The following is a 26,137-nucleotide window of genomic DNA, read 5'->3' as shown; positions in this document are numbered from 1 at the left end:
TGAGGACAAATCGTATTCTGGCATTGTTGGCTTTTATGCTAATTATTTTAAATGGCTGTAGTTCTGCAACAATTAAAAACGGTGTCGAATGGCCGATTGAAGACTTTGAGTATACAGATCAGAATGGTGAGCCGTTTGGTTTAGCGGATTTAAAAGGAAAGGTCTGGGTAGCTAATTTTATTTTCACAAACTGCGAAACCGTTTGTCCGCCAATTACGGCAAATATGGCTCGTATTCAGAGAATGCTTGAAGAAGAAGGTTTGGATAAAGTCGAATTGGTTTCTTTCAGTGTCGATCCGGAAGTGGATACACCCGATATATTAAAAGCGTTTGCAAGTCATTTTACCGAGGATTTACATAATTGGCATTTTCTTACCGGCTATGTACAAAAACATATTGAACAATTTGCTAAAGAGAACTTTAAATTCCAGGTATATAAACCGGAAGATGATGATCAAGTGATTCACGGAACGGACTTGTTTTTAGTCAACCAAGATGGTATTATTGTAAAATATTATTCGGCCTTGGATGTTCCATATGAGGAATTGTTATCCGATATTCAAATTTTATTAAAACAAAGTGATTAATTGCATGCGGCATCATCTTGCTGCATGTTCTTTTTTCCAATATGAATATGATATAATAAAAATACAATTTTATTAAACTATTATAAGTAGGTGAAAAGATTGAAAAAAATCACCTTCACAATATTTGCTGTCGTTTTGATTTCCACTTTTGGTTATTTCATTTTTTCCACTCAAGCAAATTCTGTATCAACTCAACCGCTCAGGGAAATCTATTCCGACAATAAAAAAACGAAATTGCCCGTTGATTTTATCCCTTCAACCATGCACGTTACGGCAATTGGCGATTCACTGACTCAAGGGGTTGGCGATACGACAAATCAGGGTGGGTATTTAAAATATTTACAGGAAGACTTGGTAACATTAAAAGGGGTTAAAGATGTGCAAGTTACCAATCTTGGTATTAAAGGTCAGCGCTCAGACCAGTTATTGGAACGGCTCAAAACGAATGAAGTTAAGGAGTCAATTAACAAGGCAGATATGGTATTAATTACCATTGGTGGAAATGATATTATGAAAATTGTCAGCAATCATATTTCGAATTTACAAATAAATCAATTTGAAACAGAATTAGTCGGTTATGAAAAACGGTTAAATTCAATATTATCGGAAATTACGACCGCTAATCCGGATGCGATTATTGTTTTGATCGGGTTATATAATCCATTTTCGGAATGGTTTCAAGAGATTAAAGAATTTGATGCCATTATGGAAGACTGGAATACAGCTGCCCGGGAAGTTGTTGAGCAATATGATCATGCGATTTTTGTCAATGTATCACCTATTTTCACTAATCCGGATGAAAATTTATTGTATGAGGATCATTTCCATCCGAACAATAAGGGGTATGAACGGATTAGCAAAGAAGTATTTTCAGCTATATTGAAAAATCAAGGTATAAAAAAATGGGATTGATAGAAAAGAGAGGTTATCGATGAGTAAAAAGTTTACGTGGAAAACAGCCTTTTTTACGTTGCTTATTATAAATATCGTAATCATTGTTTTCCTTTTCACGATGGTTTTTCTTCCGGCAGGCGGTGATTCACTTACCGGTGAGAATGGAGTGTCTAAAAAAAGTCAGGCAAGTCTAACGGTTACGGCAAACAAACAGGACTTAAATATTTTGATTAACGACTTCATTGAAAAAGAGAATGCGGATAGTCCGATTGATTATAAAGTGTATTTAAATGATGAAGTGGAGTTATATGGAACGTTACCGGTTTTTGACCAGAATGTTGAAATGAAATTAACCTTCGAACCAAAAGCACTGGAAAATGGTGATTTGATTTTATCGCAAAATACGATCCATATCGGGAAATTACAATTGCCGTCAAGATATGTGATGAATTTTATCAAAAATAATTATCACTTCCCAAAATGGGTGGAAATTTTCCCTAATGAAAAAATTATTTACATCCATTTAACGGATATCAAATTGAAAAATCAATTACACATTCATGCCAATACCTTTGACCTGAAAAATGATGATATTTCATTTTCATTGCTTGTTTATTAAGAAAAGCGCAGCCTTCTGCGCTTTTCTACTATTCTTACATAATCCGTAACCCTTTGGGATAAAGGTTTTTGATAATTCCATTCGATTCTTTTCCCCAACCGAGCGGAAAACCGTTAATCGTCATCAGTACCCATCCTTTATATTGTCCCGTTCCTTTCAAAGTTTCGCCTTTTAAATATCGTTGCCAATCCTCGCCTTCTAAAGACAAATCGATTGTTTGCCGGCATTGATTTTTCATTAATGCAAGGGCGAGGGCATGGTTTGGCTCAAATCGGTTTTTCTTTAATTCTCCCAGGTGGAGGCCGGCACGTATGACTCTTAACCCGCTTAAATCCGGACATTCATCGGGAAGCGAATGAATGACAGACCCTAATACGTGTAAATTTTTCCAGTTCACCTGTTGCAAATATTCCTTTTCAAATAAACAATAGTCTTGCCAATCTTGCTTTTTCTTCGATTTGAATGGCTTGGTCGGACTTTCCGGGGTTGTGGAAGTTTTTATGAGCTTGGCCGCAAAATGACCTTCTCCCTTTAATTTATGCGGCCAAAGTCTGGCGCATTTTTCCACTTCCGATAACCGGTATTTTGTCCATTCAGGGCGGCCGCCTTCGATCCCATTTCGTTTTTCGATTGTTAACAATTCCATGTCCGGATATTTGTTAAGAAATGTTTCAATGACTTGTTCATTTTCTTCGGGTGAGAACGTACAGGTTGAATATACGAGAATTCCGTTTTCCTTTAACATTTGATAGGCGGAGTCAAGAATCTCCAGCTGTCTTTCCCGGCAAAGTTCTACATGCTCCTGGCTCCAATATTGCCTTGCTTCCTCATCTTTTCGAAACATACCTTCTCCCGAGCACGGAGCATCAAGTAGAATTTTGTCAAAATAAAACGGAAAATGTTGCGAAAGTCGCTCCGGTGTTTCATTTGTGACGACTGTATTCGTTAGCCCAAACCGTTCAATATTTTCGGAAAGTGCTTTTGCCCGTTTCGGATGGATCTCATTTGAAATGAGTAAACCTCTACTTTCCATGGCACAGCCGATTTGGGTTGATTTCCCGCCTGGTGCTGCACATAAATCCAACACTTTGTCAGTTGGTTTAGCATCAAGCAATCGAGCTACAGACATGGCACTAGGTTCTTGAATATAATAAAGTCCGGCTCTATGGTACGGATGTTTTCCGGGTTCATCTTGTTGGTAATGATAATAATATCCGTAATCGGTAAAGGGGATTTTTTCAATCGGAAATGGGCTGATGCTTTCCCACTTTTCATTCGTAATTTTTAGCGGATTTAGTCGTAAGCCTGCTGTCCGTTCATCTTGATAGGTTTTTAAAAACATTGCAGTTTCTTCTTTAAGTAAATTTTTCATTTTTGTAATAAAAGCTTCGGGTAATTGAATTGACAATATTGTTTCTCCTTTCAAACCATCAGGACGAGTAATCTAAAGATATATTAACAAAATAAATTAAGGAAGGGAAATAACATTTTCGCTATTGATGGCAATTTTTACAGCATGGCAAAGGAACAATAAATACGTTACACATGCAATCAATCGAATGTTTTTACACGTTTAAGTCATTTTTGCTAAAATATAAAGAACCAAAAAGCACGAGTGAGGGGTGGTAAAATGACAAGTAATAAATATGAGCAGGCAATTTTTGCAGGGGGTTGCTTTTGGTGTATGGTAAAACCTTTTGACCAATGGCCGGGTATTAAGAAAGTGGTATCCGGATATACGGGAGGAGTTCTTCCAAACCCGACATATGAAGAAGTTTGTCTAGGGACAACGGGTCATTATGAAGCGGTCCAAATTACTTATGATCCGTCCATCATATCTTATGAGCAATTACTTGATATTTTTTGGCAACAAATTGATCCGACTGATCCCGGCGGTCAGTTTTATGATCGGGGGCAATCCTACCAGACCGCAATCTTTTATTTGAATGATGAACAAAAGCAAAAAGCTGAACAATCAAAGCAAGCGCTAGAGAAAAGTGGACGCTTTCATAAACCAATTGCCACAAAAATATTACCTGCAAACGATTTTTTTGAAGCAGAGGAATACCATCAGGACTATTACAAAAAAAATCCTGAGCATTACAAGCGATATTTTATTGGTTCGGGAAGAGCGACATTTATCGAAAAACATTGGAGGGATAAATAATGCCATCATCAAAGGATGAATTAAAGAAAAAACTTTCGCCGCTTGCATATGAGGTAACCCAGAACAACGGAACGGAGCCGCCATATCATAATGAATATTGGGACCACTTTGAAGAAGGAATTTATGTTGATATTATTTCCGGAAAACCGCTTTTCAGTTCAAAAGATAAATATGATGCCGGATGCGGTTGGCCGAGTTTCACAAAACCGATTGATGATGAAGAAATGATGGAAAAGATGGATACGAGCCATCAGATGATTCGCACAGAAGTTCGAGGGAAGACGAGTGATGCCCATTTAGGACATGTATTTCCGGACGGACCGGGACCAACCGGATTACGTTATTGTATTAATTCGGCTGCCTTACGATTTATTCCAAAGAAAGATTTGGAAAAGGAAGGATACGGACAATATAAAAAATTGTTTGATTGACTTGAAAAAATCAAGCTGCCTGTTGGTTAGAAAGACAAATTTTAGGAAGGAAAGGCAAATGGCAAAATCTTTTTATCATTTTTTAATGAGATATCGTAATGCCGGGGCAAAGGATGAAATGGCAAAATTTGCAAATGATGCATTTCTCGATCACGGTTTTCCGAAAAGTTCAACCGACTATGATGAGTTGAGTCGCTATTTGGAAATGAACGGTGACTATTTACCATCAATGACTACTTTTGATCGGGCTTGGGAGTTATATAAAGAAATAGAAGATAAATGAAATGAAGGGTGATTGGATTGAGTCGAAATGATTCAAAATTCCGATCCCCTTTTTTTACAATAAGTGCTTGATCAAAAAAGCGGACATAAAAAGTCAAGTTATCATTATTTAGTGGTATCGCCTATTGTACTCGAATCTCGTTCGTGTTTCATCATGTTTCCTCCATGCATATAATAGAGAAACAGCGAGAAAGTGAGGGATAGGGGGAATGTCGAAACATGAGCAACCAAAGTTTCATATAGGTGATCGTGTGGCAATCGATCAAAACGGTTTGGTTTCGGAAATCAACAAAATTTACCAAATTGGTGGAGAATGGTTTTATCAAGTGAAGGACAGCCACGATTTGTATTTTGAAAAGAATTTGCTGGCTTGGAAGGACCATAAGAAAAACATTATTTTACAGAAACAGGAAAATGTTCAAATCGAATATCGTTTCCAGTTTGGAGATATTGTTCGGGTTAATGGCTACGGGCAAGATTTATTTGTTATAATCGGCTTTCGGGCAGAAATCTGGAGGTATAAAGATTCAGCATGGGAAGATTTTATTTATGAATGTTCACGACTTTATGATGGAGCTTGGGTTGAAGCGGGAGAAGATGAGTTAACTTATATAACAAATGAGGAAAATGCAAAGAAATTATTAAATGCCAAAAAGCAACAGGGGAAAAAAAGCCCTTTATTAATCGCATCGCAAAAAATGCAAAATCGTAAACAGGATATGGAAAATATTGATTCTTTACTCGATCTTTATAATGACTATCAATATTTATATTTAAATTTTGGTGAGTCCGGTTATCAAAAAAAGATGAAAGAAATCCTGAAAAAATTGGAAGCATTGTCCAAACACCGTTTTCAAAACAATGAGTAAAGTGAAACTTCAATCAGCGGGGGATTTCGACTCTTCCCGCTGATTGTTACTTTAAAAAAATAGGAACTTCCGGCCAAAGTATTCGTATAAATAAGCGAATACAATTGGGAAGGAGTTTTATAGATGTCATTTTTCAATAAAATGCTCGCCAGTGTCGGGATCGGTAGTGCACAAATTGACACGAAATTAGAAAAGGATCGTCTTAAACCGGGAGAAATGATCAGCGGGAGTATCGAAGTGAGAGGGGGAAATGTCGAACAAAATATTGATTCCCTATACTTAAATGTGTATACAAATTTTATCAGGGAAACGGACGATCGGAAGGTAACAGATGTAGCGAATATCGGACATTTTTTTATCTCTGAATCTTTCACCATCAAACCCGGAGCACTCAAAGAGATTCCGTTTTCTTTTCAATTACCTTATGATACACCTGTCACATACGGAAAAACAAAAATATGGGTTGCCACCGGTGCAGATATAAAAAGTTCCGTAGATCCGACCGACAAGGACTACATTAAAGTTGATCCGGGGAATTTAGCGGCAGCTGTCATTAATTCGATATATGATATAGGTTTCAGACTTCGAAATGTCGATTGTGAAGCAGCACCGCGTTTTTTACGGACAAGTTTACCAATTATTCAAGAATTTGAATTTGTACCATATTCCGGCCCGTTCCGTGGTAAATTAGATGAACTGGAAATGACATTTTTTAATCAGTCCGAACATCAAGTTGACATATTAATGGAAGTTGATCGAAAGGCTCGCGGTTTGACTTCTCTTTTTTCCGAGGTTCTCGAGATGGACGAATCGAAAGTCCGTCTCACGGTTACATCTAATGATCTAGCCAACATGAAACACAAACTTCAAGATGTTATATCACGTTACACCCATTGATTTATTGCTTGCCATTTTAATATCTTAAAGTCCTATGAAGGTTGCAGCTTGCATAGGACTTTAATCATTTATCAGTTAACCTTTCCTTTTTTCAGCTGAGTAAATATCTTTTCCATGTGCTTCCTGTTCTGCGATTAAAGCCTCTTCCGAAATGTTATTTTTTTTCTTTGGCTGGTTAATTCGGTTCCGATGCTTTTTACCCAAGTTTATTCCTCCCTTTCAAAAATTCCTTCTCTTTTATGATGGAATGATTTGTTCATAAATATCCTAATTTTTATTGAAAAAATTCAACATTGCCTCTTTTAATATGGTATATTGAATGTGTCAATAATAGTATAGGATCATTAAAGGAGGAATTTTAGATGAGTACGCATATTGGTGCAAAAGAAAATGAAATTGCTGAAACAATATTGCTACCTGGAGACCCGTTACGTGCGAAATATATTGCCGAGAATTTTTTAGAAAACCCGGTCTGTTATAATGAAGTTCGTAATATGCTAGGATTTACGGGAACCTATAAAGGAAAAAGAGTGTCCGTACAAGGAACGGGTATGGGTATCCCATCAATCTCAATCTACATAACAGAACTTATGCAAAGCTATAACGTTCAAAATTTAATCCGTGTTGGTACATGCGGGGCGATTCAAAAAGATGTAAAGGTTCGTGACGTTATTTTAGCCATGTCAGCCTCAACAGACTCACAAATCAATCGGAAAATTTTTGGCGGTGCGGTCGATTATGCCCCAACAGCCAATTTTGAGTTGTTGAAAAATGCTTACGATGCCGGAATCCAAAAAGGTTTGCATCTAAAAGTTGGGAATGTGTTCAGTGCCGATCTATTTTACGATGATTATGCTGAACATGAAAAATGGGCAAACTATGGTATTTTAGCCGTTGAAATGGAGGCGGCTGCACTTTATACATTGGCTGCAAAATTTGGACGGAAAGCATTGGCGATTTTGACGGTTAGTGATCATATTTTAACCGGTGAAGCCACATCGGCCGAAGAAAGGCAACTAACCTTCAATGACATGATTGAGGTAGCTTTAGAAGCAGCTGTTCAATAATTATTTAATTTGCTAAAACGGGCTGGCTTTGTAATGTCGGTTTTCAAGATGAAACTTCAATCAGATATAATATATCGATAGATAGTGTTCTGATTTGGAAACCGGTTATTGCATAAACCGGCCTTTTTTATATATTCATGTATAAATTTCGGATAGTGTTTTACTTCTAGTAGGAAAGATGAAGAATAAAAATATGTACATAAGGAGCACTTGTGACCACTGAAAAAAGCCATTTTTTTTATGTAAAATTTGCTGTGTAGTGTAAGAAATTTTCTGTAAATGGTATTTTTTACAATAGAATTTAGATGAATTTTCTGTAAATGGTACTCTTTACCATAGAAATTAGTAAAAATGACAAATGTTTGGATATAATTCGCCTTTTTAGAGGATAGTATGGCGGCTATCCTCTTTAAATTTACTGCCAAGGCTGTGAGCTTGGCTTGTAAGCCCATGCTTTTTAGACCGTACCATTTGGCACGATCTAACCCGTGGAAATTCTTCATTTCGCCATTTTTCCCTTCTTGGCATGCTCTTTTTTTATACTTCTCTTTAAATCCCTCCGATTTCTGTTGTTGACTATACTCATAAAATTCTGGGGTGTTGATTCCGATCCCTAATACTTTCCCGACTGTTTTTCCGGTTATGCAAACTTCTCGCATTGGGCAATTTCTACATTGTTCTCTGTCAAAATAGTAATTATACGTTTCTTTTCCACATTTTCTTATGTAGTGTTTCTTTTTGATTGTTTTGTTTCCTTGACTACAGAACCACTCGTCAGAATCTTTGTTATAACTGAATCTTTCTTCGTCTATGCGATATGCAGCTTCACTTACAGGGATGTATGCCTTTGCTTTAAGTTCAGAGATTTTGTCTAAGATTGGCTTTTTAAAATAGGCTTTATCACCGTACACTTCTGGTATTTTTATTCTCGTTTTCTTGGTTAACTCTAATAATTCATCAAACTTCGTGCCATCCACATAAGCTCCATTACCAGTATGTACAGCTGTAATTATTCGATCTTCTGTTGTCATCATAAATTCCGTTTTATAACCAAAGAAAGGATCATTTTTGCTTTTATACCCTATTCTCGCTTCTTGGTCGACAATCGATCGTACCCCTCTTTGCTCTATAAACTTCGGGTCTGCTAAAATTTCTTTCGCATTATTAACGAGTGCTTTTGTTTCAGGTGCTTTCTCTAGTTCAACTAGTTCTTCTACCTTTGATACCGTTTCTTCAAGATAGGACTTCATTGTTTTTCTAGCTTCATCATGGTTTTCTATTTCTTTATAATCAGGGATTTCTTGGTTGATTTCACTTGGTATTTCTCCGTTTTCTTCTTTAACCGTTTTAAAGATTTTTTTCGCTAATTGTTTCATGACTCGTTCCGGTCTATATTTTTTGGTGTTGGCTTCTGTATGAGTGGAATCAATCGTTATACCAGAAACCTTTTGTAAAATTCCTTTTTCAATGCATTGGTTTATGATTTCAATAATAATTTCATCTATGGTGAGATTGCCTTCTAATCTACTTTTACGAAATTTTGTCAAAAGACTTGGGTGAGGGAGGTCGTCTTCCGGATTGATTCCTAAAAAATACATATATGCAAGGTTTAATGAGCAATTTTCTATAACTTTCTCATCAGATAAGTCATAGAGTTTTTGTAACACCAAGATTTTAACCATAAGTTCGGGCTCTTTTGCTGGCCTTCCATATTCTTTACAGTAAGTTTTTTCAAGCATTTTATTGATAAAACTAAAATCTACTTCATCTCTTAATAATTTAAGTGTATGATTTTCAGGAATTTTATCGTATAATATGGAATAGATGCTTAATTGATTATCTTTTTCTTTAAGCATGATAGATACCCCCAGTTTGGTTTTGGTTTGTAGTATAACTTTATTATACCAAATATTGGGGGTATTTTTTTCAATTTATTATACATATAATTATTTCGAATTTTCAGATTGACTTTTTCAGTGGCCCCGGAGCACTTTCGTAAGCCATCGCAACCAAATGCAACACGGTAAGTTGGGAAATACTGGTATTTATGAGTAAAATAAATTTATCTGTTCAAGGCTTCAGGAGAGTGATAAAATGATAAATGTTGAATAAAAGGAAAATAGGTGAGAAAATAAATGAGAACGATTATTATATCCGTATTGACCGGAATGCTATTACTATTAACGAGCTGCTCGCTTAATGATTTAACCGGAGAAAATAAGCAAAGTAACAACAATCATCAGGCAAATGAACAAACAACCGAAAATGACCAGTCAAATTCACCGGAAAACGCTGATGAAAATGATGGCACAATAAAATTAGATAAGAAGTACTTTAATATCGTTGCAGAACAAGATGGAAAAGAAGTCATTCAAAATGTGGATAATCTATTAATTCTTGTAAACAAACAATCCGCTTACTTACCGGCAGATTATGTTCCGGCTAATCTTGTCAGACCTAATGTTCGGTTTTTAGATATCGAAAAGAGCTATTTAAAGGAAGAAGCTGCTCGTGCTTTGGAAAAAATGTTTCAACAAGCTGAAGTTGAAGGAATTTCCTTGTATGCTGTATCCGGTTATCGTTCCTATACGCGACAAACGGAAGTCTTTCAAAGAGAAGTTGAAGCAAAAGGTGAAGAAAAAGCAGTGGAAGCTGTTGCCATACCTGGACAAAGTGAACATCAAACCGGACTTGCCATGGATATTTCGGCAGAGAGTGCAAATCTTGATTTAGTAGAGTCCTTTGAAAGCACCCCTGAAGGCACATGGCTGAGAGAAAATGCTCATAAATTCGGTTTTATCTTACGCTATCCAAAAGGAAAAGAAGCAATCACCGGATATCAATATGAGCCTTGGCATTTCCGCTATGTTGGAGAAGAAACGGCAAAAATTATTTATGAAAACGATTGGACATTGGAAGAATTTTTCCAAAATGCAAAAGCCGTTTAGACATTGAACCGTGTAATGTTTCGCATTGAAATATACCTGCAGTTTCATTATTTAGTTTTTTTGAAAGTGGTGAGAATGAGTGGATAACGGTGAAAAAATAGAAGAGAAAAATACCGAAAATAAAACCGATTCTGTTGATCCAAATAAATACATGAAAATAAAGAAATTTCATTTTATTATACTAATTTTCCTTATCGTAATACTTACGACAGGAATGACCGCTTTTGTCCTTTCTTTTGGGGATGAAAAGGTAGTGGAGAAAATTCAAATTCAGGATCGGAAAGATTTTACAAAACTATATGAAACATTTGAAAGCATCAAAGCCAATTATATTCATAAAGTGGATGATAAAAAATTAATAGAAGGGGCCATTAACGGGATGGTGGAATCTCTAGGGGACCCTTATTCGGACTATATGACATCCGCAGAAACAGAAGAATTCAATGAGACCATTTCGTCCTCTTTTGAAGGTATTGGCGCACAGGTCGAACAAAAGGATGATCATATCGTTATTGTTGCTCCAATTAAAGGTTCACCGGCAGAAAAAGCAGGACTTAAGGCTAATGATATCATCCTTGAAGTGGATGGAAAAAGTATTCAAGGAATGAGTTCCAATGAAGCTGTTTCCCTAATCCGCGGTGAAAAAGGAACGAAAGTCAATTTGAAAATTTCTCGTCCGGGGGTTACTGACCCAATTGAATTGAGTATCACTCGTGACGTTATCCCGGTCGAAACGGTTTATAGCGAGATGCTGGATGGTCAAATTGGAAAAATACAGATCACTATGTTTTCTGAACGAACCTATACGGAACTCGTATCACACATCAATGAGTTGAAAAAGCAAGGAATGAAAGGACTAATTTTAGACTTACGACAAAATCCAGGAGGCTTACTGGATCAAGCAATTGAAATTTCTAGTTTATTTGTGCCGAATGGGAAAGTCATCTATCAAATGGAAAAAAATGATGGTAAAAAAGTCCGTCAATTGTCAAATCAGAAGGAACCTTTTAATATTCCTCTAGTTGCTGTTGTAGATGGCGGAAGTGCGAGTGCATCGGAAATATTAGCCGGTGCTTTGAAGGAATCAGCAGGGGTACCAATTGTCGGTGAAAAAACTTTTGGAAAAGGGACCGCACAAACGGCTGCTAGTTACAATGACGGCTCCACCTTGAAATTGACGACCGCAAAATGGTTAACACCAAGCGGAAAGTGGATAAATGAGCAAGGAATTGTACCGGATTATGAAGTGAAAATGCCGGAATATGCGAATTTAACTTATGTTGATCCCGGAGTCGAGTTGAAAAAGAAAAGTATAAATGAACAAGTTTCAACCATTGAAAAAATGCTTGAGGCTCTTGGATATCAACCGGGCACCATTGACGGCGCTTTTGATGATGAGACAGAAGCAGCAGTCATCAAATTTCAAAAGGATCACGGATTGGAACAAACAGGGGTTGTAACCGGTGATACAACCGTTCAAATTATGGAGGCATTGCGAAATAAACTAATTGCGGAAGACCCGCAAATCGCAAAATCAGTGGAAATATTAAACGAAAAAATAAAGTAAACACGGCAAACTAAAAGGGGCAGCCGAAAGTACAATAGACGACTTTCCAGACTGCCCTTTTTGGTACGTTAAGAAAGTATAAATTTCCAGCAAAGAAGCGAATTCGACGTAGTTGGAAATTTTAAGAATTAAGTATAAGTGCTCTTGCGGCTCTGCTTTCGCCTAAAGGCTCGGACGCCCGAGTTTTCTTTATATAAAAAAACGAGTCGAAAATTTTTCCTTGTGTTTGAAATTGAAAGGGTTTTTCCAACTTGATCATATCCTACAGCTCAGATTCTCCAAATTTAGCAAACGTCCGTTCATCTTCTATTAATCCACAAACACCGCATTGAATTTTATACTCCGGTCCTCGATAAGGTATATGGAAAGGATCTAAATTTTCATCCGTATATGTTTGTACCACCGATCCCGTTGACGGATCCAATTTGACTGATTCTGCCACTTGTTTGATCAGATTAAAGCGGGACTTATTTGTTTTACAGTTGGGACATCGATAGGGAATGGACATGAAAATCATCCTCCATAATTGTTTTTATTCATAAACTGCCCAAAAAATGATTTTATATTCCGGATGATGTTAAAATTTATCAACATCAATTTCACTCATTTGCCATTCAATACTTTTTGGAATACGAATTTCTAAAATTTGATCGCGATAAATTGCTTTTGCTCCTTTTTTCTTGACAGTTGCAGGGAGGATAATGGTGTGCGGACTGCTGTCCTCGTTTAATCCGTCGATGACACATTTATTCAAACTGTAATATATCTTTAATCGATCAATTTGCTTTTCATCTTGAATAGGTATTCGAATAAAGATGTCATCATGTGTTTCAAATAGAGTTTCTTTCACTGTCGAAGTTTCTCGGTTCTCGTTTTCCTCATCCGTATTTTTATGGTGAAAAGTAGTTCCATCATTCATCATCGACTGGATAAAGTCAGGGAAAGCCTGTTTCATCCACTGGTCAAGCATTTGTTGGAACTCTCCTTCGCTTAAATATTGAAAAGGGTCAAAATTAGTTTTATTTGATCCGAAGAAACCCCATGGCCACATCCAAAACACCTCTCTGTTTATATGTATGGCATGTTTGATAAAAAAATAGGCAATTGCCGAGCTTTTAGGCGACCCGTGACGCCTAGTTGTCCGTATTCTTTCCTAATGAATAATAAAAACTTTTGTACATAATATGCTTGGGGAACTGGGTTGGTGATTTTGCACAAACGGTCTTGACTTGTCGTTAAGCGAAGAATCATTGTTCAACCGCATCCAATTGAGGTGGGGAATTCACTCTAGAGAGACCCTATTAGCTAAAAAAACGCCCAATCAATGGACGTTTAACAACAAGAAATGAAAAAATTATGCTTCCAATGGGTGGATAGGTCCCTGAACTTGTGCATTGTTCTTTTTATAATATAAGCTGTACGCATCCTTTGTTATCTCATATAAATTATATCGGTAACCAGATGGATTTTCGTTAATTGCTTTGTAAATTGAGGGCCGACTTTGATTGGCAAGAGTGACATAAGGAATTTTTTCTGCTGCTTTTTGTGAGCGGATATTTTCGAGTCGAATTCGCAAAAGAACCGTTTCCATATTTTGAACGAAAAATAATTCTTCAAAAAACAATTCCTTTGCAAGTATATTATATCCCTTTCCATGGTACGGTTTGCCGAGCCACGTTCCTAAAAAACCTGCACCATTTTCAATATCATATAAGTTTATCGTGCCAATGGGTCGATCCCATTCATCAACAATCGTACGTGAGATCATTTCACCACGTTCTTCAGCCTCAATGGTTTGCTTAGTCATAAATAAAAATTCTTCGTATGAATTCGGTTTATGACGTATAAACGGGAAGACATCCGGGTGGGTCAGCAATGAATACAATGCTTGACAGTCGGATAAATCTCTCTTTTTTAATAACATTTTCATCCCTCCAATTACTGAGGGGGATTTCTATCATTCAGAAAGATAGAAAGAAGCCCACCTCGAAATTTTTTTAGTATTAATAAAAAATTTCGGGGTGGGAATCGAACCCACTAGAACCGGAAAATCCGGTGGCGCACCATTTGCCTTCCCATATATTTTCAATTGTGTAGGATAGTTATGATCTATTTGTATGATACAAAAATTTATTACAAAAGAAAAGTAGTATTTGTAAATATTTTATTAATAATTAATGGATAATTGGTGTATTTAATTCATGAATATCACCTTGTAAACATATGAATATTTATATAAGGCTGGTTTCTAGCCTTTATTGCTATTAAGAGATAAAGTGAAATTTATCGAAAATAGGTTTCATAGGGAGAAGGGTCGCCATATGTCTATCAAAATGTTTTACTATAAACTAGGAAATCAAAGTTTAAACATTAGTCTGTTTTTCACGATGATTTCAATTATCATTTCGATATTTTTAGCTGAACATAATAAACCATTAGCATCTTGTTTTCTATTATTGTCTTTAAGTATTTTTTATTATATGATTCATTTATATTATTTTAAAAAATCTGTGCGTCTTAACATAAAAAACGGATATAATTATGGTAAGAGCGGACTTGATGTTTTTCTCATTGAAAAGGCATCTTCTTATACATATTTTTTTCAGCCGGACGGTACGGCGAATATAAAAATTCAGTTGAAGCATACGTTGAAAGGGCCATATTTGGTTTATTTTGAAAACAATCGGGTCATGTTTATGAAAATTCGAAAGAAAAATGACCGTTCCATTACATTTACCTTTAACGATGGAAAGGTTATCGGTCACATCGATCCGAAAGGGAAAAAGAATATCATCGGTGAAATTATTTTCCCTCAAAATATATTCAAGATAAAAAGATTGCCGAACCGGGAAATTGTTTTTTACAATAAGTACAGGCAATTAGCTGTAAGCAAAAAAGGATGGTTGCCGCTTGATTGGAGCAGCTTTTTTCGGTTGAATACACCGGTTGTGACTTTTCAAGAGAAACTGACTAGTACTGAAAAAGCGGCAATTTTGTTAGCGTTAGTCTGCATCGAGAGGTAATTTAAATTTTTTGAATAAAAGACTGTTTTTAGCAAAGGATACATATGGTAAATTGCAATTTCGCATTTACTTATATATAAACAAAGGGTGATAAGATGAAGAAATTTTTTATCGGTGTTCTGCTTGTGCTTGTTATTCTTGCCGGCATTGAGTTGTTTATCCATAAGGATGGAAAAGAGCATGTTGTTAAAAAGGATGAACAGTTGGTAAACGGTCAATCGCAAGCACAAGCGGTATATGGGGATGCTGCTTCGGGGTTAAAGGTTGGGACAAAAGCACCGAATTTTACATTACAAACATTATCCGGTGAAACGATAAGTTTGAGTGAATTAGCTGGAAAAAAAGTAATTTTGAATTTCTGGGCAACCTGGTGTCCGCCATGCCGAGAAGAAATGCCTGCAATGGAAAGGGTTTACGAACAATATAGTGATTCCAATGTAGAAATAATTGCCGTCAATTCAACTGTAGGGAAAGAAACAAAAGAAAAAGCAGAAGAATTTGTTAAAGAACTTGGGCTGACGTTTCCGATTCCATTAGATACAGAAGGTGAAGTTATTAAACTTTATCAAATATATGGACTGCCGACCAGTTATTTTATTGATACGAATGGAATCATCCACTCCATTTATTTTGGACCGATGGATGAAGCATATATGAAAGAGGAATTGACAAAGATGAGTTAATCATAATGGGTTGTTTCAAAAAAACAGTTGAAGCAGCCTTTTTCTATTTGAATAAAACGCAGTCTGTTGTTAAGATAGATTCAAAGAAATAGAATGTAAGGAGTTTTTTTATGTTTACATGTACCTTTAAAAAAGTGCACGGTTCCAAAAATGATTTTATTTTAATTGATGAAAAAAATATGCAAAGAGAACTTAGCCACGAAGAAAAGGTGAAGCTGGCTCTTCTTTTATGCGACCGGAAAACCGGAATTGGAGCGGACGGGATTCTTTTTGTTACTGTCGGCGGCCGGACAGACGGAACAATGTCCATCTATAATTCGGATGGCACAGTGGCATCCATGTGCGGCAATGGTTTACGTGTTGCCGGAAGATATATTCTTGAACAAACAGGTAAAGAAGAAGTGATTGTTGAAACATTAAAAGCAGATTTATATGTAAAAAAATATGTTGAACAAGCAGATCTTCCTTTTTACCAAGTTGAAATTTCACCAATCTTGTTTGATCCGGCATCATTACCGATGAATACGGAAAAAGCAATGATCATAAATGAAAAACTGCCCTATTTATCAGAAAACTTAACATTTACTGCGCTTGCCGTCCCGAATCCTCATCTCATTTCCATTGTTCCGAAAGAGATTCTCCTTGGAGGGGAACAGGAGCGGATTGCTTCATTTGTTAACAAAGAAAATCAATATTTTCCTGACGGTGTTAATGTTAGTTTCATTTATCCGATTCAAAAGGGTGAAATTTTTGTTCATACATTTGAACGGGGAGTCGGTTTTACGAACGCCTGCGGAACCGCAATGTCAGCTTCGAGCTTGGTTGCTATATTGAACGGACTCCACGACTATGAAACACCGCTTATCGTTTACAATAACGGCGGATTTGTCAAGACCATTGTTCATAAGCAAGACGACAAACAATGGATCGACCTAATTGGCAATGGAACTTATGAATTTGATGGTAAGGTAACGGTTGATCTTTCAAGAGATCTCATGATAGACTTCACCAAATTACAAGCATATGAAGATGAAGTTGAACAATACCGGAAAATAGAAGAAAAAGCGAAACAAAAACGGATGGAAATTTTTGGTAGAGAATCCATCTAAATAGTGATTCATGCATCCGGCTTACTTGTCTTTTATGAAACGAATCATTTCCTGTAGTGGCCCGTCATTGTCAACTTGAAAAAAAGAAGCAAAGGGATTTCCTTTTCCTTCTATCCTTTTCATAACCACATCTATGGAAAAGCCGTCGGGGGTGATGTTATCGGTTAACTCATCCCATTCCAGCGGTGCGGCCACACCGGCGTTTGCATTTCCCCGAACCGAAAACGGGCAAATGATCGTCTTTCCTTTTGCATGTTGGATGTAATCAACATACAACCGATGACCGCGGTTTTTCTTTAACCGTTCAATTGTAAAATGCTTGTCATTTTTCATAAGTAAATAATTGGCGATAAATTCAGTGAACTTCCTCGTTTGATTCCAAGTGATTCGGTTGCCGGATAGCGGAAAATACACTTGAATTCCCCGATTGCCGGACACTTTGACAAAAGCATGAAGTCCTAACTTGTCAATAATATCTTCCTTTAGATAAAGGGCAGCTTCGATGGCCAGCGGAAATTCTGCCTTTGTTGGCGGATCTAAATCAATGACAACTTCTGTCGGGAATTTTTTATCAATGGTTCGGAATGGGGTATGAAATTCGATTGCCAACTGGTTCCCGAGCCAAAGAAATGTTTCAAAATTATTGCATAAAATATAATTTATTCCTTCGTCCAAATAAGTCTCCACAAAGTCTGGTGCATAGTCCGGACAGTTTTTCTGGAAAAAAGCTTCCCCGAAAATCCCATGCGGATAGCGGATAACGGTAAGTAATCGATTTCTTAAAAACGGTTCCATATAAGGGAAAATAAATTTCAGATATTTAATATAATCTAATTTCGTTATTGAATTTTTTTCCCAAAGCGGTTTTTCCGGATGGGTGATATTGATCGGAATATCCGTATCAGTTTCCGTCTTGTTCACTTCGGACATTTCCATCATCTTGGAAAGGGTACAGTCAGCCGGTGATGTCTGGAAAAGAAATTGAGAAAAAAACGGCTCACGTAAAGTTCCATCATAAAATTGTAAATAAAATAATTCTACACATATTGAAGGCTGTACATACACGAATTTGGCGTCTTCATCGGTGGCATTTTTCTTCATTATTTGAATCAGTATATTTGTTTCATCCTGATTCATTCCATTTTTGAAAAGACCTATGGGAATGATCTTTTCTTTTTCATAAACAGCAACATGAAAAAATCCGTTGTTTTTCTCAAAAGCAGTAATGAAACAGTGCACTTTTTTCCAATTTTTGATCTTAAGCCATTGTGTCGTTCTCTTTCCTTCAATCCATTTGCTTTCTGCCTGCTTTGCGACGATTCCTTCTCCTTCTTTCTGCTTGACCGTTTCCCAAACCTCATGAAACTCTTTATGAAATGGAAGAAACTGGATAAAGCAATGATTGGCCGGGTCGGGTGAAAGGGGAAGACTGCAATGTTTCATCACTTGATAAAGCAGCTCCTTTCGTTTTAGAAAAGGCTGCTTTGTCACCCATTGACCTTTTAATTGAAGTAAGTCAAACGCAAGATAAGTGGTAGTGTTTGACAGCGATGCTTCAAAAATTCGCTTTTTACTGCGCATTCGTCCCCTAGTCTGCAAACGAAAAAAATCACTCTTACTGTCATTTTCCAAAATGGTCAATTCACCGTCCAATAGGATGGGAAAAAAATCGGATAAATGTTTTTTATAATGATTAAAAAAATTGACTGCTTCAGGAAACTGGTCAATCAGACTTTTACCGTTGCGGCTAATCATATCAATTCCTTGATCATCCATTTGTATGATGGCACGAAACCCGTCATATTTAATTTCATAAACCCATTTTTCTTCTTTTGGAACATCAAAGGATGGTGTAGGCAGCATTGGTTTCATTTTTTATCACCCGTTTTTTAATAAAAGAACTTTGAAAAGCTGGTATGATCTAACAGTGGTCGCTACTTGCGCTTTTCTTAGTATATCTATAGTAGTAATAACTTATTTACCAAAAGTTCATCTGTATGAAAAAAACGGTGCTTATGAACACTATGTAATAAAAACAAAGATAAAGGGATGATTATGAAATGCATACAATGTGGAAAGGAAGTATCAGCTTCGGGTTAGTAAATATTCCGATAAAATTGCATGCTGCGACGGAAGATAAAGATGTAAAATTTCGGAGTCTGCATAAAAAATGTCATACCCCCATCAAATATCAAAAAGTATGTCCCAATTGTAATATAGAAATCTCCAATGATGAAATTGTGAGGGCTTATGAGTATACAAAAGGAAAATATATCGTTATTGAGGATGAAGATTTTGCCGGTCTTGAAAAAGAAATAGAAGATAAAGCAGTTGAGATTATCGATTTTGTGAAAATTACAGATATTGATCCGATTTATTTTAAACGCAGTTACTACTTGTCTCCGAATGAAGGAGGGGTTAAAGCGTATTCATTATTAAGAAAAGCGTTGCAAGAAACTGAAAAAGTCGGTATTGCCAAAATTGTCATCCGCTCCAAAGAGCAGCTTGCCGTGATCCGGGTTTATGAAAACACATTGGTAATGGAGACAATTCATTATCCCGATGAGGTTCGAAAAGCAAAGGACGTACCGAATGTCCCTTCTGCTAACCAAATAACAAAGAAGGAATTGGACACGGCCATTCTTTTGATTGATCAATTATCAACGGAATTTCATCCGGAAAAATATCATGATGAATATCGAGAAGCGGTATTAAACTTAATTGAAGCAAAACGGACAGGAGAAGAAATGGTGACACCCGAGACAAAAGATAAGCCGAATAATGTTATGGATTTAATGGCAGCCCTACAAGCTTCGATAGACCGAACAAAACCGAATCAGGAAACAAAAGAAAAACCGGTTAAAAAACGGAAACCTGTTACTCGTGCCAAGAAAAAAGCTTAGTAAGGGGAAGAGGCTGATAAGAAGTGGCGCGATTTTTTTCTTAACATACAATAGAGAGAAAAATTTAAGAGGAGGAAGCGGTATTGTATCAGGTTGGTTATTTTTGTTATCCTGTTCAACCATGGCCATTGTATTACCACGGTAGTCAAACACCGGTGAGGGCTTACGCTGAAATAAAAGGGGGACCATTGGCACCGAATATTCATGGCTTTGTTGTATTTACCGATATGGGCAATGGAACCGATGTGTTTGTTGAGGTAAACGGGCTACCGCTATATCAAAAGCGAGGAAATGGTCAAGACCCTATCGGTCCACATGGCTTTCATATTCATGAAAAAGGCAGTTGTGCGGTAGGGAAGGGGGATGATCCGTTTCAAGAAGCCGGCGGTCACTGGAACCCGACCAATCAACCACATGGGAATCATGCAGGGGATCTGCCTGTCATATTTTCGAACAACGGGTACACACGCATGAATGTGTTTACGGACAAATTTCGTGTCCGTGAAGTGATTGGGAAAGCAATGATCATTCATGAAAGCCCTGATGACTTCCGGACGCAGCCTGCAGGTGACGCAGGAAAACGACTTGCTTGTGGTGTGATTAAACCGTTTTATTAAAAAAATGGATCCGATCTTAACGGCAGTCAAGACCCCCACTTTCAAGATTTTCGAATTTATAAAAAAAGTTGGTGAGGAACGGGCTGCCCGTATGCGTCCGATTGTATTAACTTACCGTCCATAGAGGATAGAAAAATAAGGGAAACTGCAAAATTTTTAAAAAAACCCTAATATTTGAGTTGACATTTTCAGCAAATTCCTTTATATTTATAAGTGTGATACATAGTTCTTTATATTTTTTTGGGATTTAAAGTCGCAACACCAAATGATGTAGGCGATTTAAGTTGTCCTGCATCTCGGTTTGCGACTTTTTTCATTATATAAGAAGTATGTAAAAATGTTCATATTTTTAGGAGGATTAACATGAATCAAGGTAAAGTAAAATGGTTTAACACAGAAAAAGGTTTCGGATTCATCGAAGTAGACGGCGGAAATGATGTATTTGTACATTATTCAGCTATTCAAGGTGATGGATTCAAAACATTAGAAGAAGGGCAATCTGTTTCTTTTGATATCGTTGAAGGTAACCGTGGACCACAAGCTGCTAACGTTGTAAGACTATAATAAATCATTGGTGATGGGCAAAGTGGTTCATCACCATATTTAATTTTTGGAATTTCTTCCACTAATTTTTCTTGTTTTTTTCAAAAAGAACGTTTAGAATTCAATTTTTCATTTATAATAGTAATGTATGGGTAGAAAGCCCACATTCATTTTTTAGGAGGATTTACATGGCAACAGGAAAAGTAAAATGGTTTAATGCTGAAAAAGGATTTGGTTTTATTCAACAAGAGGACGGCAACGATGTATTTGTACATTATTCTGCCATCCAAGGAGAAGGTTTCAAAACATTGGAAGAAGGACAAAGCGTTTCATTTGATATTGAAGAAGGTCAAAGAGGACCTCAAGCAGTAAATGTTCAAAAGATATAATCTTGTTCACTTCAATGTAAAATAACGAAATCTTGATCAAATAATTAGGGGTTGTCCATCACTTGGGGACAGCCCCTTTGTTGTTTTTAGTCGAATATAGATTAAAAACTGTTGATGGTTTAATCCTCTTTTGGTTGTAAATGGAGCGGCGGTGGAACTAACCAACCTTTTTCTTTATTCAGTCGTAAAAATTTGCCGCCAAGAACCGCTTTTTTTCCGTGAAATCTGCCAAATAACAAGGCAATATCTTCCCGAATGGCCTGCCCCATCATCGTACTGCAGGTGATTAATCCTGCCGCGATGTCAGCGGATATTTTTGCCGCAATTTCATTATCCATAAATCTTGCGCCTGCAGGAATACTTTCTAAATCTGCAACCGGTCTTGCTGGTGGCGAAGGTGGCAGACCAACACCATTTTCTTTTAACAACTCTGCTACTTCTTACATTTCTTCTTGACTTGCTGTAATCGCTTCATGAATTAATTCCTTAAGATCACCGTCACCAGCATGGTTTAACATCGTCTGATAGGCGGCAACACATGCTTGTGATGTAAATAAAAATGACCATATACCAAATACTTCCCCATAATGTAATGGTTCATTTTTGGGGTTTCCGCTTAAAATACCCATACATTAACAACAATGAAATCTATCATTTCTTGGCAGTCTTCCGGTTTCCGCTTAAAATACCCATACATTAACCTCCCAATTTATAGCTTTAATTTACAATATTATCGTTTCCTATTTGTTTTAACTTAACCACCTAAACGAATTAGTAAAACTTTCCTGAAATCCATGAAGGAGTTGACAGAGAACGATTATTTTCAACTGTTGAGGGGAACACTAACAAACATCTTAAAATATCAATTTGGGGAGGATCTGGATGAATAAAGAAGAAAAAAAATTAAAATGGTGGCAATTGTCCATTTTGGGAACTGGTTTTATTATTGGCACCGGTTTTTTTCTCGGATCGAATATTGCCATCAAAGCTGCCGGACCTGCCGTATTGGTCACGTTTTTGTTGGCGGCAATCGGCACATATATTGTTTATGATGTGTTGAGCCGAATGACAGCAGATGATCCCCAGTCCGGTTCCTTTAGTTATTATTCAAAAAAAGCGTTTGGAAATTGGGCAGGTTTCGCAAGCGGTTGGGTGTATTGGAGTTCGGAAATGTTAATCATGGGCAGTCAGCTTACGGGCATTTCCATTTTTACAAAATTTTGGTTTCCGGAAGTTCCGATCTGGATTTTTGCCAGTATTTATACCGTATTAGGAATCATTGTAGTACTGGTAGGAGTTAAATGGTTTGAACGGCTCGGAAACTTGTTTGCCATTGCCAAATTGTCTGCCATCGTAATGTTTATTATCCTCGCCATCCTTGGTTTGTTCGGTGTATTGGACCGAGGTGGAGGTCGAACCTATTTTCCTAATTCATTAACGACATTTCTACCGGCCGGATTGAAAGGAGTCTGGGCAGCACTTCTATTTTCCTTTTATGCATTTGGTGGGATTGAAATAATGAGCATCTATGCAACGAGATTGGAAAATGCAAAAGATGCACCAAAGTCAGGGAAAGTAATGCTTGTATTACTGACGACCATCTACCTTGTTTCGATCGGAATGTCGGTTATTTTAGTTCAATTATCAAAATTTACGATGGATGATAGTCCGTTCGTCGTTGCTTTGGATGGATTTCGTTTAGCATTTATTCCCCATTTATTTACGGCTATTTTAGTCATTGCCGGATTTTCGACAATGTCTGCTTCCCTTTATGCGGTTACAACATTGCTGATTTCATTGTCAAAAGAAGGATATGCGCCGAAGAAATTAAGTAAGAAAGGCAAATTAAAAGTTCCTTTCCCTGCTTTAGTATTAACGACAGGCGGGCTGATTGTCTCCATTGTTTTAGGGTTATTGTTGCCAAATTCCGTTTATGAATATATTACAACAGCAGCAGGGTTAATGTTGCTTTATAATTGGGTTTTCATCTTGTATTCAGGCAAAAGATTACTGACTTTGACTCGTGTTGATCAGATCAAACGGATTATTGCCACAGTATTGATCTTATCAGCAGTGACCGGATCTCTTATTTATCATTCGAGCAGACCTGGATTTTACATCAGTATCGGCTTTCTTTTCGTCATCGGAATTGTGACTGTCATCATGAATCGCCGTTTTAAAGGTGCGAAAGAGGAAGGGCAACGAACGAAACAGACAGGACTATTTGAAAGGCTGGAAAATATTTGAAATATATAGAATAAATGCCGGGCTCTTTAAACGAGAAAACCCGGCATTTTCTGTATAAAAAATTAAAATAGTGCTTTTATTCCTTGATAACCAAAATAAATACCGAAGCCGATCAGGGATAACCCGGAGATAATGGATAGCAGTTTTAAGAATTTCGTTGCAAAGTATTTTTTGAATGTACTTGAAATTCCTGCCATTGTAATATCCCAAATAAAAAGTCCGATAAAAATAGCAGAACTGTAGAGGAGCAATTGTTCTTGTCCGTATTGTTTTACGGTTGTAGTTAAGACAGATCCGTAGATGCCTAGCCAAAATAATATTGATAACGGATTTAATAATGACATAAAAAAACCGGTCAAAAAAGATTTTATTAAGGGTTCATTATTGCGCTCATTTCTTGTGTCAATTTTGGCAGAATGAATCAAACTTTCAATTCCGGTATAAATAAGGACAAAAAAGCCGAATAGCCATAAAAAAGTTTGCATGAACGGGATTTCCAGAAAGTGTACGACACCAAAAAATATAAGTAACATAAATAAACCATCTGCCAACATGGCACCAAGTCCGACAAACCATGAATGAAAAAAACCATGCTTTATGCCGTGGTCAAGCTGGGCAGCATTAATCGGTCCAATGGGAGCAGCCAAGGAGAGACCTAAAAGGATGTAACTGAAAAAGACTGTCATCTGTAAACGACCTCCATAATGGTATAGCTTGTACCATCATATTCATGAAAAGGTCTGTTTAGGACAAAAATATGGACAATTCATTTTCAGATAAGAATGAATAAAAAAATTACATAAAACCATCCTTAATCAAGGCAACATGCCAATCCTTCTCACAAAAAAAGCTGTCCAAGTAAAGGAACTGACCCGGAATGCTGTATCTTGCCTACACTGGATATCGCAGAAACAAGATTGAGCAAACTGGATGAGGTCAGACACCTTGGACAGCATCTTTCTTTATAAGTATAAAAAGTACTAGAGAACAGCTTTTTCTGATAACTATATGATCAACGTACGGCATGTTTCTCCGGCTTAATGCCAAATAAACATACAAGGACACATAATACGGCCAAACCCCCTAATAAATAGAATATCAATATATTCGATTTCTTCATTAATATGGCAATGATCGGAGGACCAAAGGCAACACCGATAAAGCGCATGGAACTATAAATGGATGAAATAGTGCCACGAAATTCCTCCTCAATTCCGGACGTAATGAGGGAATCAAGACAAGGTAAACTTATGCCAATTCCGATTCCGCCAATGACAAATAAACCAATAAGCAGCCAAAGACTTTCAAAAAAGCTTAAGACTACTGTGCTAATGGCTAATAAAACGAGTCCAATAAAGGTAACCCATTTCATCAAAGATTTATTTTCTTTAATGGCTTTCCCGGCAATATAGGAGGCAATGCAAAGCGCACCTAACGGAATGGCTAAAAAAAGACCCTTTTTAATATTGCCAATCCCGTATTTTGACTCCAATACAGAGGAGAGATAGAAAAGGACGCCAAATAAAATGAACATTAAAATACCACCTATAAAAAAGATGGATTTTAGCCAGCGACGATTATGTTTGTATATTTTTTTCGTTTTCCGTAAAAATTCATTTAAGTTGGGTCCTTCTTCTATTTTTGGACTTTTCACTAAAAATACCATCATTAAAATCGAAATTGTACAAAAAACGGGTATGGAAAAAAACGGTAAAAACCAAATTACACTGGCAAATACAGCTCCAAGGATTGGACTTAACACCTTTCCTAACGTATTGGCCGTTTCAATAATCCCAAGGGAGGAACTGACTTTATCTTCTGAATGAAACATATCGCCAATAAGTGGAAGAACAATCGGGAAAGCTCCGGCTGCACCAATTCCTTGTAAAGTTCTCCCAATCAAAATAAGCCAATAAGCATTTTGCAACTGCCAAGCTGTAAACGCGGAAATCACACCGCCGATTGCCGCTAACAGAAGGCTGGGAATAATCACTCTCTTTCTGCCCCAACGATCTGATAAATATCCCACAATCGGAATAAAAATAATGGCGACAACCGAATAGACAGTGATGATCAAACTGGATTGGAAAGGTGTAATATCCAGTTCTTTTTCCATTGTTGGGAGAACAGGAATTAACATGGAATTGCCTAAAGTCATTACTAGCGGTATAGAGGCAATGGATACAACAGCCCACCGCTTATCTTCCAGTTTTTTTTCTTTCTTCTTTTTCTTACGTTCTTCCTCGGAAACGTATTTTTCCCATAGGGTACCGGTATACTCCATTCTCATTCTCC

General features: G+C 36.9%; 27 protein-coding genes and 2 pseudogenes. 19 read left to right on the top strand and 10 right to left on the bottom strand.

From position 1 onward, the window contains the following. The first annotated feature begins 35 nt into the window (after nt 1–35). From NSQ14_RS10195 to NSQ14_RS10185, 3 genes are all read left to right on the top strand, one after another. The gene (locus NSQ14_RS10195) at nt 36–587 is read left to right on the top strand and encodes an SCO family protein (RefSeq protein ID WP_034770809.1); all 552 of its coding nucleotides are present in this window, start codon (nt 36–38) and stop codon (nt 585–587) included. A 99-nt stretch (nt 588–686) separates the two neighbouring features. Further along, the gene (locus NSQ14_RS10190) at nt 687–1,499 is read left to right on the top strand and encodes an SGNH/GDSL hydrolase family protein (protein WP_051989090.1); all 813 of its coding nucleotides are present in this window, start codon (nt 687–689) and stop codon (nt 1,497–1,499) included. A 19-nt stretch (nt 1,500–1,518) separates the two neighbouring features. Further along, complete coding sequence (locus NSQ14_RS10185) at nt 1,519–2,100, top strand: YpmS family protein (protein WP_034770526.1); 582 nt, start codon at nt 1,519–1,521, stop codon at nt 2,098–2,100. A 34-nt stretch (nt 2,101–2,134) separates the two neighbouring features. Here the strand turns inward: NSQ14_RS10185 and NSQ14_RS10180 are convergent, their stop codons facing one another. Continuing rightward, nucleotides 2,135–3,502, bottom strand: a complete 1,368-nt coding sequence (locus NSQ14_RS10180; RefSeq protein WP_034770806.1) for an RsmF rRNA methyltransferase first C-terminal domain-containing protein — start codon at nt 3,500–3,502, stop codon at nt 2,135–2,137. A gap of 228 nt (nt 3,503–3,730) precedes the next feature. On the opposite strand from NSQ14_RS10180, the gene msrA reads away from it, so the two are divergent. From msrA to NSQ14_RS10155, 5 genes are all read left to right on the top strand, one after another. Further along, nucleotides 3,731–4,267 carry a peptide-methionine (S)-S-oxide reductase MsrA gene (gene msrA, locus NSQ14_RS10175; protein WP_034770523.1) on the top strand — a complete coding sequence of 179 codons (537 nt, stop codon included), beginning with the start codon at nt 3,731–3,733 and terminating at the stop codon, nt 4,265–4,267. Then, nucleotides 4,267–4,698 carry a peptide-methionine (R)-S-oxide reductase MsrB gene (gene msrB / locus NSQ14_RS10170; protein WP_034770522.1) on the top strand — a complete coding sequence of 144 codons (432 nt, stop codon included), beginning with the start codon at nt 4,267–4,269 and terminating at the stop codon, nt 4,696–4,698. The genes msrA and msrB overlap by 1 nt, the downstream gene beginning before the upstream one ends. A 58-nt stretch (nt 4,699–4,756) precedes the next feature. Next, entirely contained in the window at nt 4,757–4,981 is a 225-nt protein-coding gene (locus tag NSQ14_RS10165) for a YozE family protein (RefSeq protein ID WP_034770521.1), read from the top strand. 208 nt (nt 4,982–5,189) lie between these two features. Further along, complete coding sequence (locus tag NSQ14_RS10160; RefSeq protein ID WP_034770520.1) at nt 5,190–5,849, top strand: hypothetical protein; 660 nt, start codon at nt 5,190–5,192, stop codon at nt 5,847–5,849. A gap of 123 nt (nt 5,850–5,972) precedes the next feature. Then, a complete protein-coding gene (locus tag NSQ14_RS10155) occupies nt 5,973–6,746 on the top strand; it encodes a sporulation protein (RefSeq protein WP_346206356.1) in 774 nt (257 codons plus the stop codon). Nucleotides 6,747–6,821: 75 nt separating this feature from the next. Here NSQ14_RS10155 and NSQ14_RS10150 read toward each other — a convergent pair whose 3' ends face one another. Then, complete coding sequence (locus tag NSQ14_RS10150) at nt 6,822–6,950, bottom strand: hypothetical protein (RefSeq protein WP_095141340.1); 129 nt, start codon at nt 6,948–6,950, stop codon at nt 6,822–6,824. A 158-nt stretch (nt 6,951–7,108) separates the two neighbouring features. Between NSQ14_RS10150 and deoD the strand changes: the two genes are divergently transcribed. Then, nucleotides 7,109–7,813: a purine-nucleoside phosphorylase gene (gene deoD, locus NSQ14_RS10145; protein ID WP_034770518.1), complete on the top strand. Its 705-nt coding sequence runs from the start codon at nt 7,109–7,111 to the stop codon at nt 7,811–7,813. Nucleotides 7,814–8,160: 347 nt separating this feature from the next. On the opposite strand, the pseudogene NSQ14_RS10140 reads toward deoD, so the two are convergent. Then, nucleotides 8,161–9,669 (bottom strand): annotated as a pseudogene (locus NSQ14_RS10140) (IS1182 family transposase); the annotation flags it as partial. Nucleotides 9,670–9,948: 279 nt separating this feature from the next. On the opposite strand from NSQ14_RS10140, the gene NSQ14_RS10135 reads away from it, so the two are divergent. Both NSQ14_RS10135 and NSQ14_RS10130 read left to right on the top strand, forming a co-directional pair. Next, nucleotides 9,949–10,761 carry a D-Ala-D-Ala carboxypeptidase VanY gene (locus NSQ14_RS10135; RefSeq protein WP_034770517.1) on the top strand — a complete coding sequence of 271 codons (813 nt, stop codon included), beginning with the start codon at nt 9,949–9,951 and terminating at the stop codon, nt 10,759–10,761. A gap of 79 nt (nt 10,762–10,840) precedes the next feature. Next, nucleotides 10,841–12,328 (top strand): S41 family peptidase, encoded by a 1,488-nt coding sequence (locus NSQ14_RS10130; protein WP_311315773.1) that lies wholly within the window; start codon nt 10,841–10,843, stop codon nt 12,326–12,328. A 262-nt stretch (nt 12,329–12,590) separates the two neighbouring features. Here the strand turns inward: NSQ14_RS10130 and NSQ14_RS10125 are convergent, their stop codons facing one another. The 3 genes from NSQ14_RS10125 to NSQ14_RS10115 all read right to left on the bottom strand — a co-directional run bounded on the left by NSQ14_RS10125 (nt 12,591) and on the right by NSQ14_RS10115 (nt 14,252). Continuing rightward, nucleotides 12,591–12,836, bottom strand: coding sequence for a hypothetical protein (locus NSQ14_RS10125; RefSeq protein WP_034770516.1), 246 nt, complete (start codon nt 12,834–12,836; stop codon nt 12,591–12,593). A 69-nt stretch (nt 12,837–12,905) separates the two neighbouring features. Continuing rightward, nucleotides 12,906–13,298, bottom strand: a complete 393-nt coding sequence (locus NSQ14_RS10120; protein ID WP_156103211.1) for an Hsp20/alpha crystallin family protein — start codon at nt 13,296–13,298, stop codon at nt 12,906–12,908. Between the two features lie 384 nt (nt 13,299–13,682). Then, a complete protein-coding gene (locus tag NSQ14_RS10115; protein ID WP_034770515.1) occupies nt 13,683–14,252 on the bottom strand; it encodes a GNAT family N-acetyltransferase in 570 nt (189 codons plus the stop codon). 397 nt (nt 14,253–14,649) lie between these two features. On the opposite strand from NSQ14_RS10115, the gene NSQ14_RS10110 reads away from it, so the two are divergent. The 3 genes from NSQ14_RS10110 (at nt 14,650) to dapF (ending at nt 17,143) form a co-directional block, all read left to right on the top strand. Beyond that, nucleotides 14,650–15,351 (top strand): hypothetical protein, encoded by a 702-nt coding sequence (locus NSQ14_RS10110; protein ID WP_034770514.1) that lies wholly within the window; start codon nt 14,650–14,652, stop codon nt 15,349–15,351. A 95-nt stretch (nt 15,352–15,446) separates the two neighbouring features. Beyond that, on the top strand, nt 15,447–16,034 hold the full coding sequence (locus NSQ14_RS10105; RefSeq protein ID WP_034770513.1) for a peroxiredoxin family protein: 588 nt from the start codon (nt 15,447–15,449) through the stop codon (nt 16,032–16,034). Between the two features lie 110 nt (nt 16,035–16,144). Next, nucleotides 16,145–17,143: a diaminopimelate epimerase gene (gene dapF, locus NSQ14_RS10100; protein WP_034770508.1), complete on the top strand. Its 999-nt coding sequence runs from the start codon at nt 16,145–16,147 to the stop codon at nt 17,141–17,143. Between the two features lie 21 nt (nt 17,144–17,164). Here the strand turns inward: dapF and NSQ14_RS10095 are convergent, their stop codons facing one another. Continuing rightward, nucleotides 17,165–19,015: a DNA ligase D gene (locus NSQ14_RS10095; RefSeq protein WP_346216300.1), complete on the bottom strand. Its 1,851-nt coding sequence runs from the start codon at nt 19,013–19,015 to the stop codon at nt 17,165–17,167. A gap of 188 nt (nt 19,016–19,203) precedes the next feature. Between NSQ14_RS10095 and NSQ14_RS10090 the strand changes: the two genes are divergently transcribed. From NSQ14_RS10090 to NSQ14_RS10075, 4 genes are all read left to right on the top strand, one after another. Then, complete coding sequence (locus tag NSQ14_RS10090) at nt 19,204–20,046, top strand: Ku protein (RefSeq protein ID WP_328186784.1); 843 nt, start codon at nt 19,204–19,206, stop codon at nt 20,044–20,046. Nucleotides 20,047–20,129: 83 nt separating this feature from the next. Beyond that, nucleotides 20,130–20,663, top strand: coding sequence for a superoxide dismutase family protein (locus NSQ14_RS10085; protein WP_346216299.1), 534 nt, complete (start codon nt 20,130–20,132; stop codon nt 20,661–20,663). Between the two features lie 363 nt (nt 20,664–21,026). Beyond that, nucleotides 21,027–21,227 (top strand): cold-shock protein, encoded by a 201-nt coding sequence (locus tag NSQ14_RS10080; RefSeq protein WP_034770502.1) that lies wholly within the window; start codon nt 21,027–21,029, stop codon nt 21,225–21,227. 167 nt (nt 21,228–21,394) lie between these two features. Beyond that, nucleotides 21,395–21,595: a cold-shock protein gene (locus tag NSQ14_RS10075; RefSeq protein ID WP_034770500.1), complete on the top strand. Its 201-nt coding sequence runs from the start codon at nt 21,395–21,397 to the stop codon at nt 21,593–21,595. Nucleotides 21,596–21,714: 119 nt separating this feature from the next. On the opposite strand, the pseudogene NSQ14_RS10070 reads toward NSQ14_RS10075, so the two are convergent. Further along, nucleotides 21,715–22,224 (bottom strand): annotated as a pseudogene (locus NSQ14_RS10070) (DUF3231 family protein). Between the two features lie 253 nt (nt 22,225–22,477). Between NSQ14_RS10070 and NSQ14_RS10065 the strand changes: the two are divergent. Then, nucleotides 22,478–23,842, top strand: a complete 1,365-nt coding sequence (locus NSQ14_RS10065; RefSeq protein WP_034770496.1) for an amino acid permease — start codon at nt 22,478–22,480, stop codon at nt 23,840–23,842. A gap of 62 nt (nt 23,843–23,904) precedes the next feature. Here NSQ14_RS10065 and NSQ14_RS10060 read toward each other — a convergent pair whose 3' ends face one another. Next, the gene (locus NSQ14_RS10060) at nt 23,905–24,528 is read right to left on the bottom strand and encodes a LysE family transporter (protein ID WP_034770491.1); all 624 of its coding nucleotides are present in this window, start codon (nt 24,526–24,528) and stop codon (nt 23,905–23,907) included. Between the two features lie 326 nt (nt 24,529–24,854). Beyond that, entirely contained in the window at nt 24,855–26,126 is a 1,272-nt protein-coding gene (locus tag NSQ14_RS10055) for an MFS transporter (protein ID WP_328186787.1), read from the bottom strand. Between the last annotated feature and the right edge of the window lie 11 nt (nt 26,127–26,137).

Source organism: Caldifermentibacillus hisashii (assembly GCF_039654145.1).
Lineage (GTDB): Bacteria > Bacillota > Bacilli > Bacillales > Caldibacillaceae > Caldifermentibacillus > Caldifermentibacillus hisashii.
The sequence above is the reverse complement of the archived record's forward strand: the minus strand, read 5'-3'. Positions and strand labels throughout refer to the sequence as shown.

Coding starts and splice junctions, on each gene's coding strand:
- NSQ14_RS10065 (WP_034770496.1), top strand. CDS start 22,478: ATGAATAAAGAAGAAAAAAAATTAAAATGGTGGCAATTGTCCATTTTG.
- NSQ14_RS10120 (WP_156103211.1), bottom strand. CDS start 13,298: ATGCTTGACCAGTGGATGAAACAGGCTTTCCCTGACTTTATCCAGTCG.
- NSQ14_RS10055 (WP_328186787.1), bottom strand. CDS start 26,126: ATGGAGTATACCGGTACCCTATGGGAAAAATACGTTTCCGAGGAAGAA.
- NSQ14_RS10135 (WP_034770517.1), top strand. CDS start 9,949: ATGAGAACGATTATTATATCCGTATTGACCGGAATGCTATTACTATTA.
- NSQ14_RS10075 (WP_034770500.1), top strand. CDS start 21,395: ATGGCAACAGGAAAAGTAAAATGGTTTAATGCTGAAAAAGGATTTGGT.
- NSQ14_RS10080 (WP_034770502.1), top strand. CDS start 21,027: ATGAATCAAGGTAAAGTAAAATGGTTTAACACAGAAAAAGGTTTCGGA.
- NSQ14_RS10090 (WP_328186784.1), top strand. CDS start 19,204: ATGCATACAATGTGGAAAGGAAGTATCAGCTTCGGGTTAGTAAATATT.
- msrA (WP_034770523.1), top strand. CDS start 3,731: ATGACAAGTAATAAATATGAGCAGGCAATTTTTGCAGGGGGTTGCTTT.
- NSQ14_RS10165 (WP_034770521.1), top strand. CDS start 4,757: ATGGCAAAATCTTTTTATCATTTTTTAATGAGATATCGTAATGCCGGG.
- NSQ14_RS10110 (WP_034770514.1), top strand. CDS start 14,650: ATGTCTATCAAAATGTTTTACTATAAACTAGGAAATCAAAGTTTAAAC.
- NSQ14_RS10115 (WP_034770515.1), bottom strand. CDS start 14,252: ATGTTATTAAAAAAGAGAGATTTATCCGACTGTCAAGCATTGTATTCA.
- NSQ14_RS10105 (WP_034770513.1), top strand. CDS start 15,447: ATGAAGAAATTTTTTATCGGTGTTCTGCTTGTGCTTGTTATTCTTGCC.
- deoD (WP_034770518.1), top strand. CDS start 7,109: ATGAGTACGCATATTGGTGCAAAAGAAAATGAAATTGCTGAAACAATA.
- NSQ14_RS10160 (WP_034770520.1), top strand. CDS start 5,190: ATGTCGAAACATGAGCAACCAAAGTTTCATATAGGTGATCGTGTGGCA.
- NSQ14_RS10155 (WP_346206356.1), top strand. CDS start 5,973: ATGTCATTTTTCAATAAAATGCTCGCCAGTGTCGGGATCGGTAGTGCA.
- NSQ14_RS10125 (WP_034770516.1), bottom strand. CDS start 12,836: ATGTCCATTCCCTATCGATGTCCCAACTGTAAAACAAATAAGTCCCGC.
- NSQ14_RS10095 (WP_346216300.1), bottom strand. CDS start 19,015: ATGAAACCAATGCTGCCTACACCATCCTTTGATGTTCCAAAAGAAGAA.
- dapF (WP_034770508.1), top strand. CDS start 16,145: ATGTTTACATGTACCTTTAAAAAAGTGCACGGTTCCAAAAATGATTTT.
- NSQ14_RS10195 (WP_034770809.1), top strand. CDS start 36: ATGCTAATTATTTTAAATGGCTGTAGTTCTGCAACAATTAAAAACGGT.
- msrB (WP_034770522.1), top strand. CDS start 4,267: ATGCCATCATCAAAGGATGAATTAAAGAAAAAACTTTCGCCGCTTGCA.
- NSQ14_RS10060 (WP_034770491.1), bottom strand. CDS start 24,528: ATGACAGTCTTTTTCAGTTACATCCTTTTAGGTCTCTCCTTGGCTGCT.
- NSQ14_RS10185 (WP_034770526.1), top strand. CDS start 1,519: ATGAGTAAAAAGTTTACGTGGAAAACAGCCTTTTTTACGTTGCTTATT.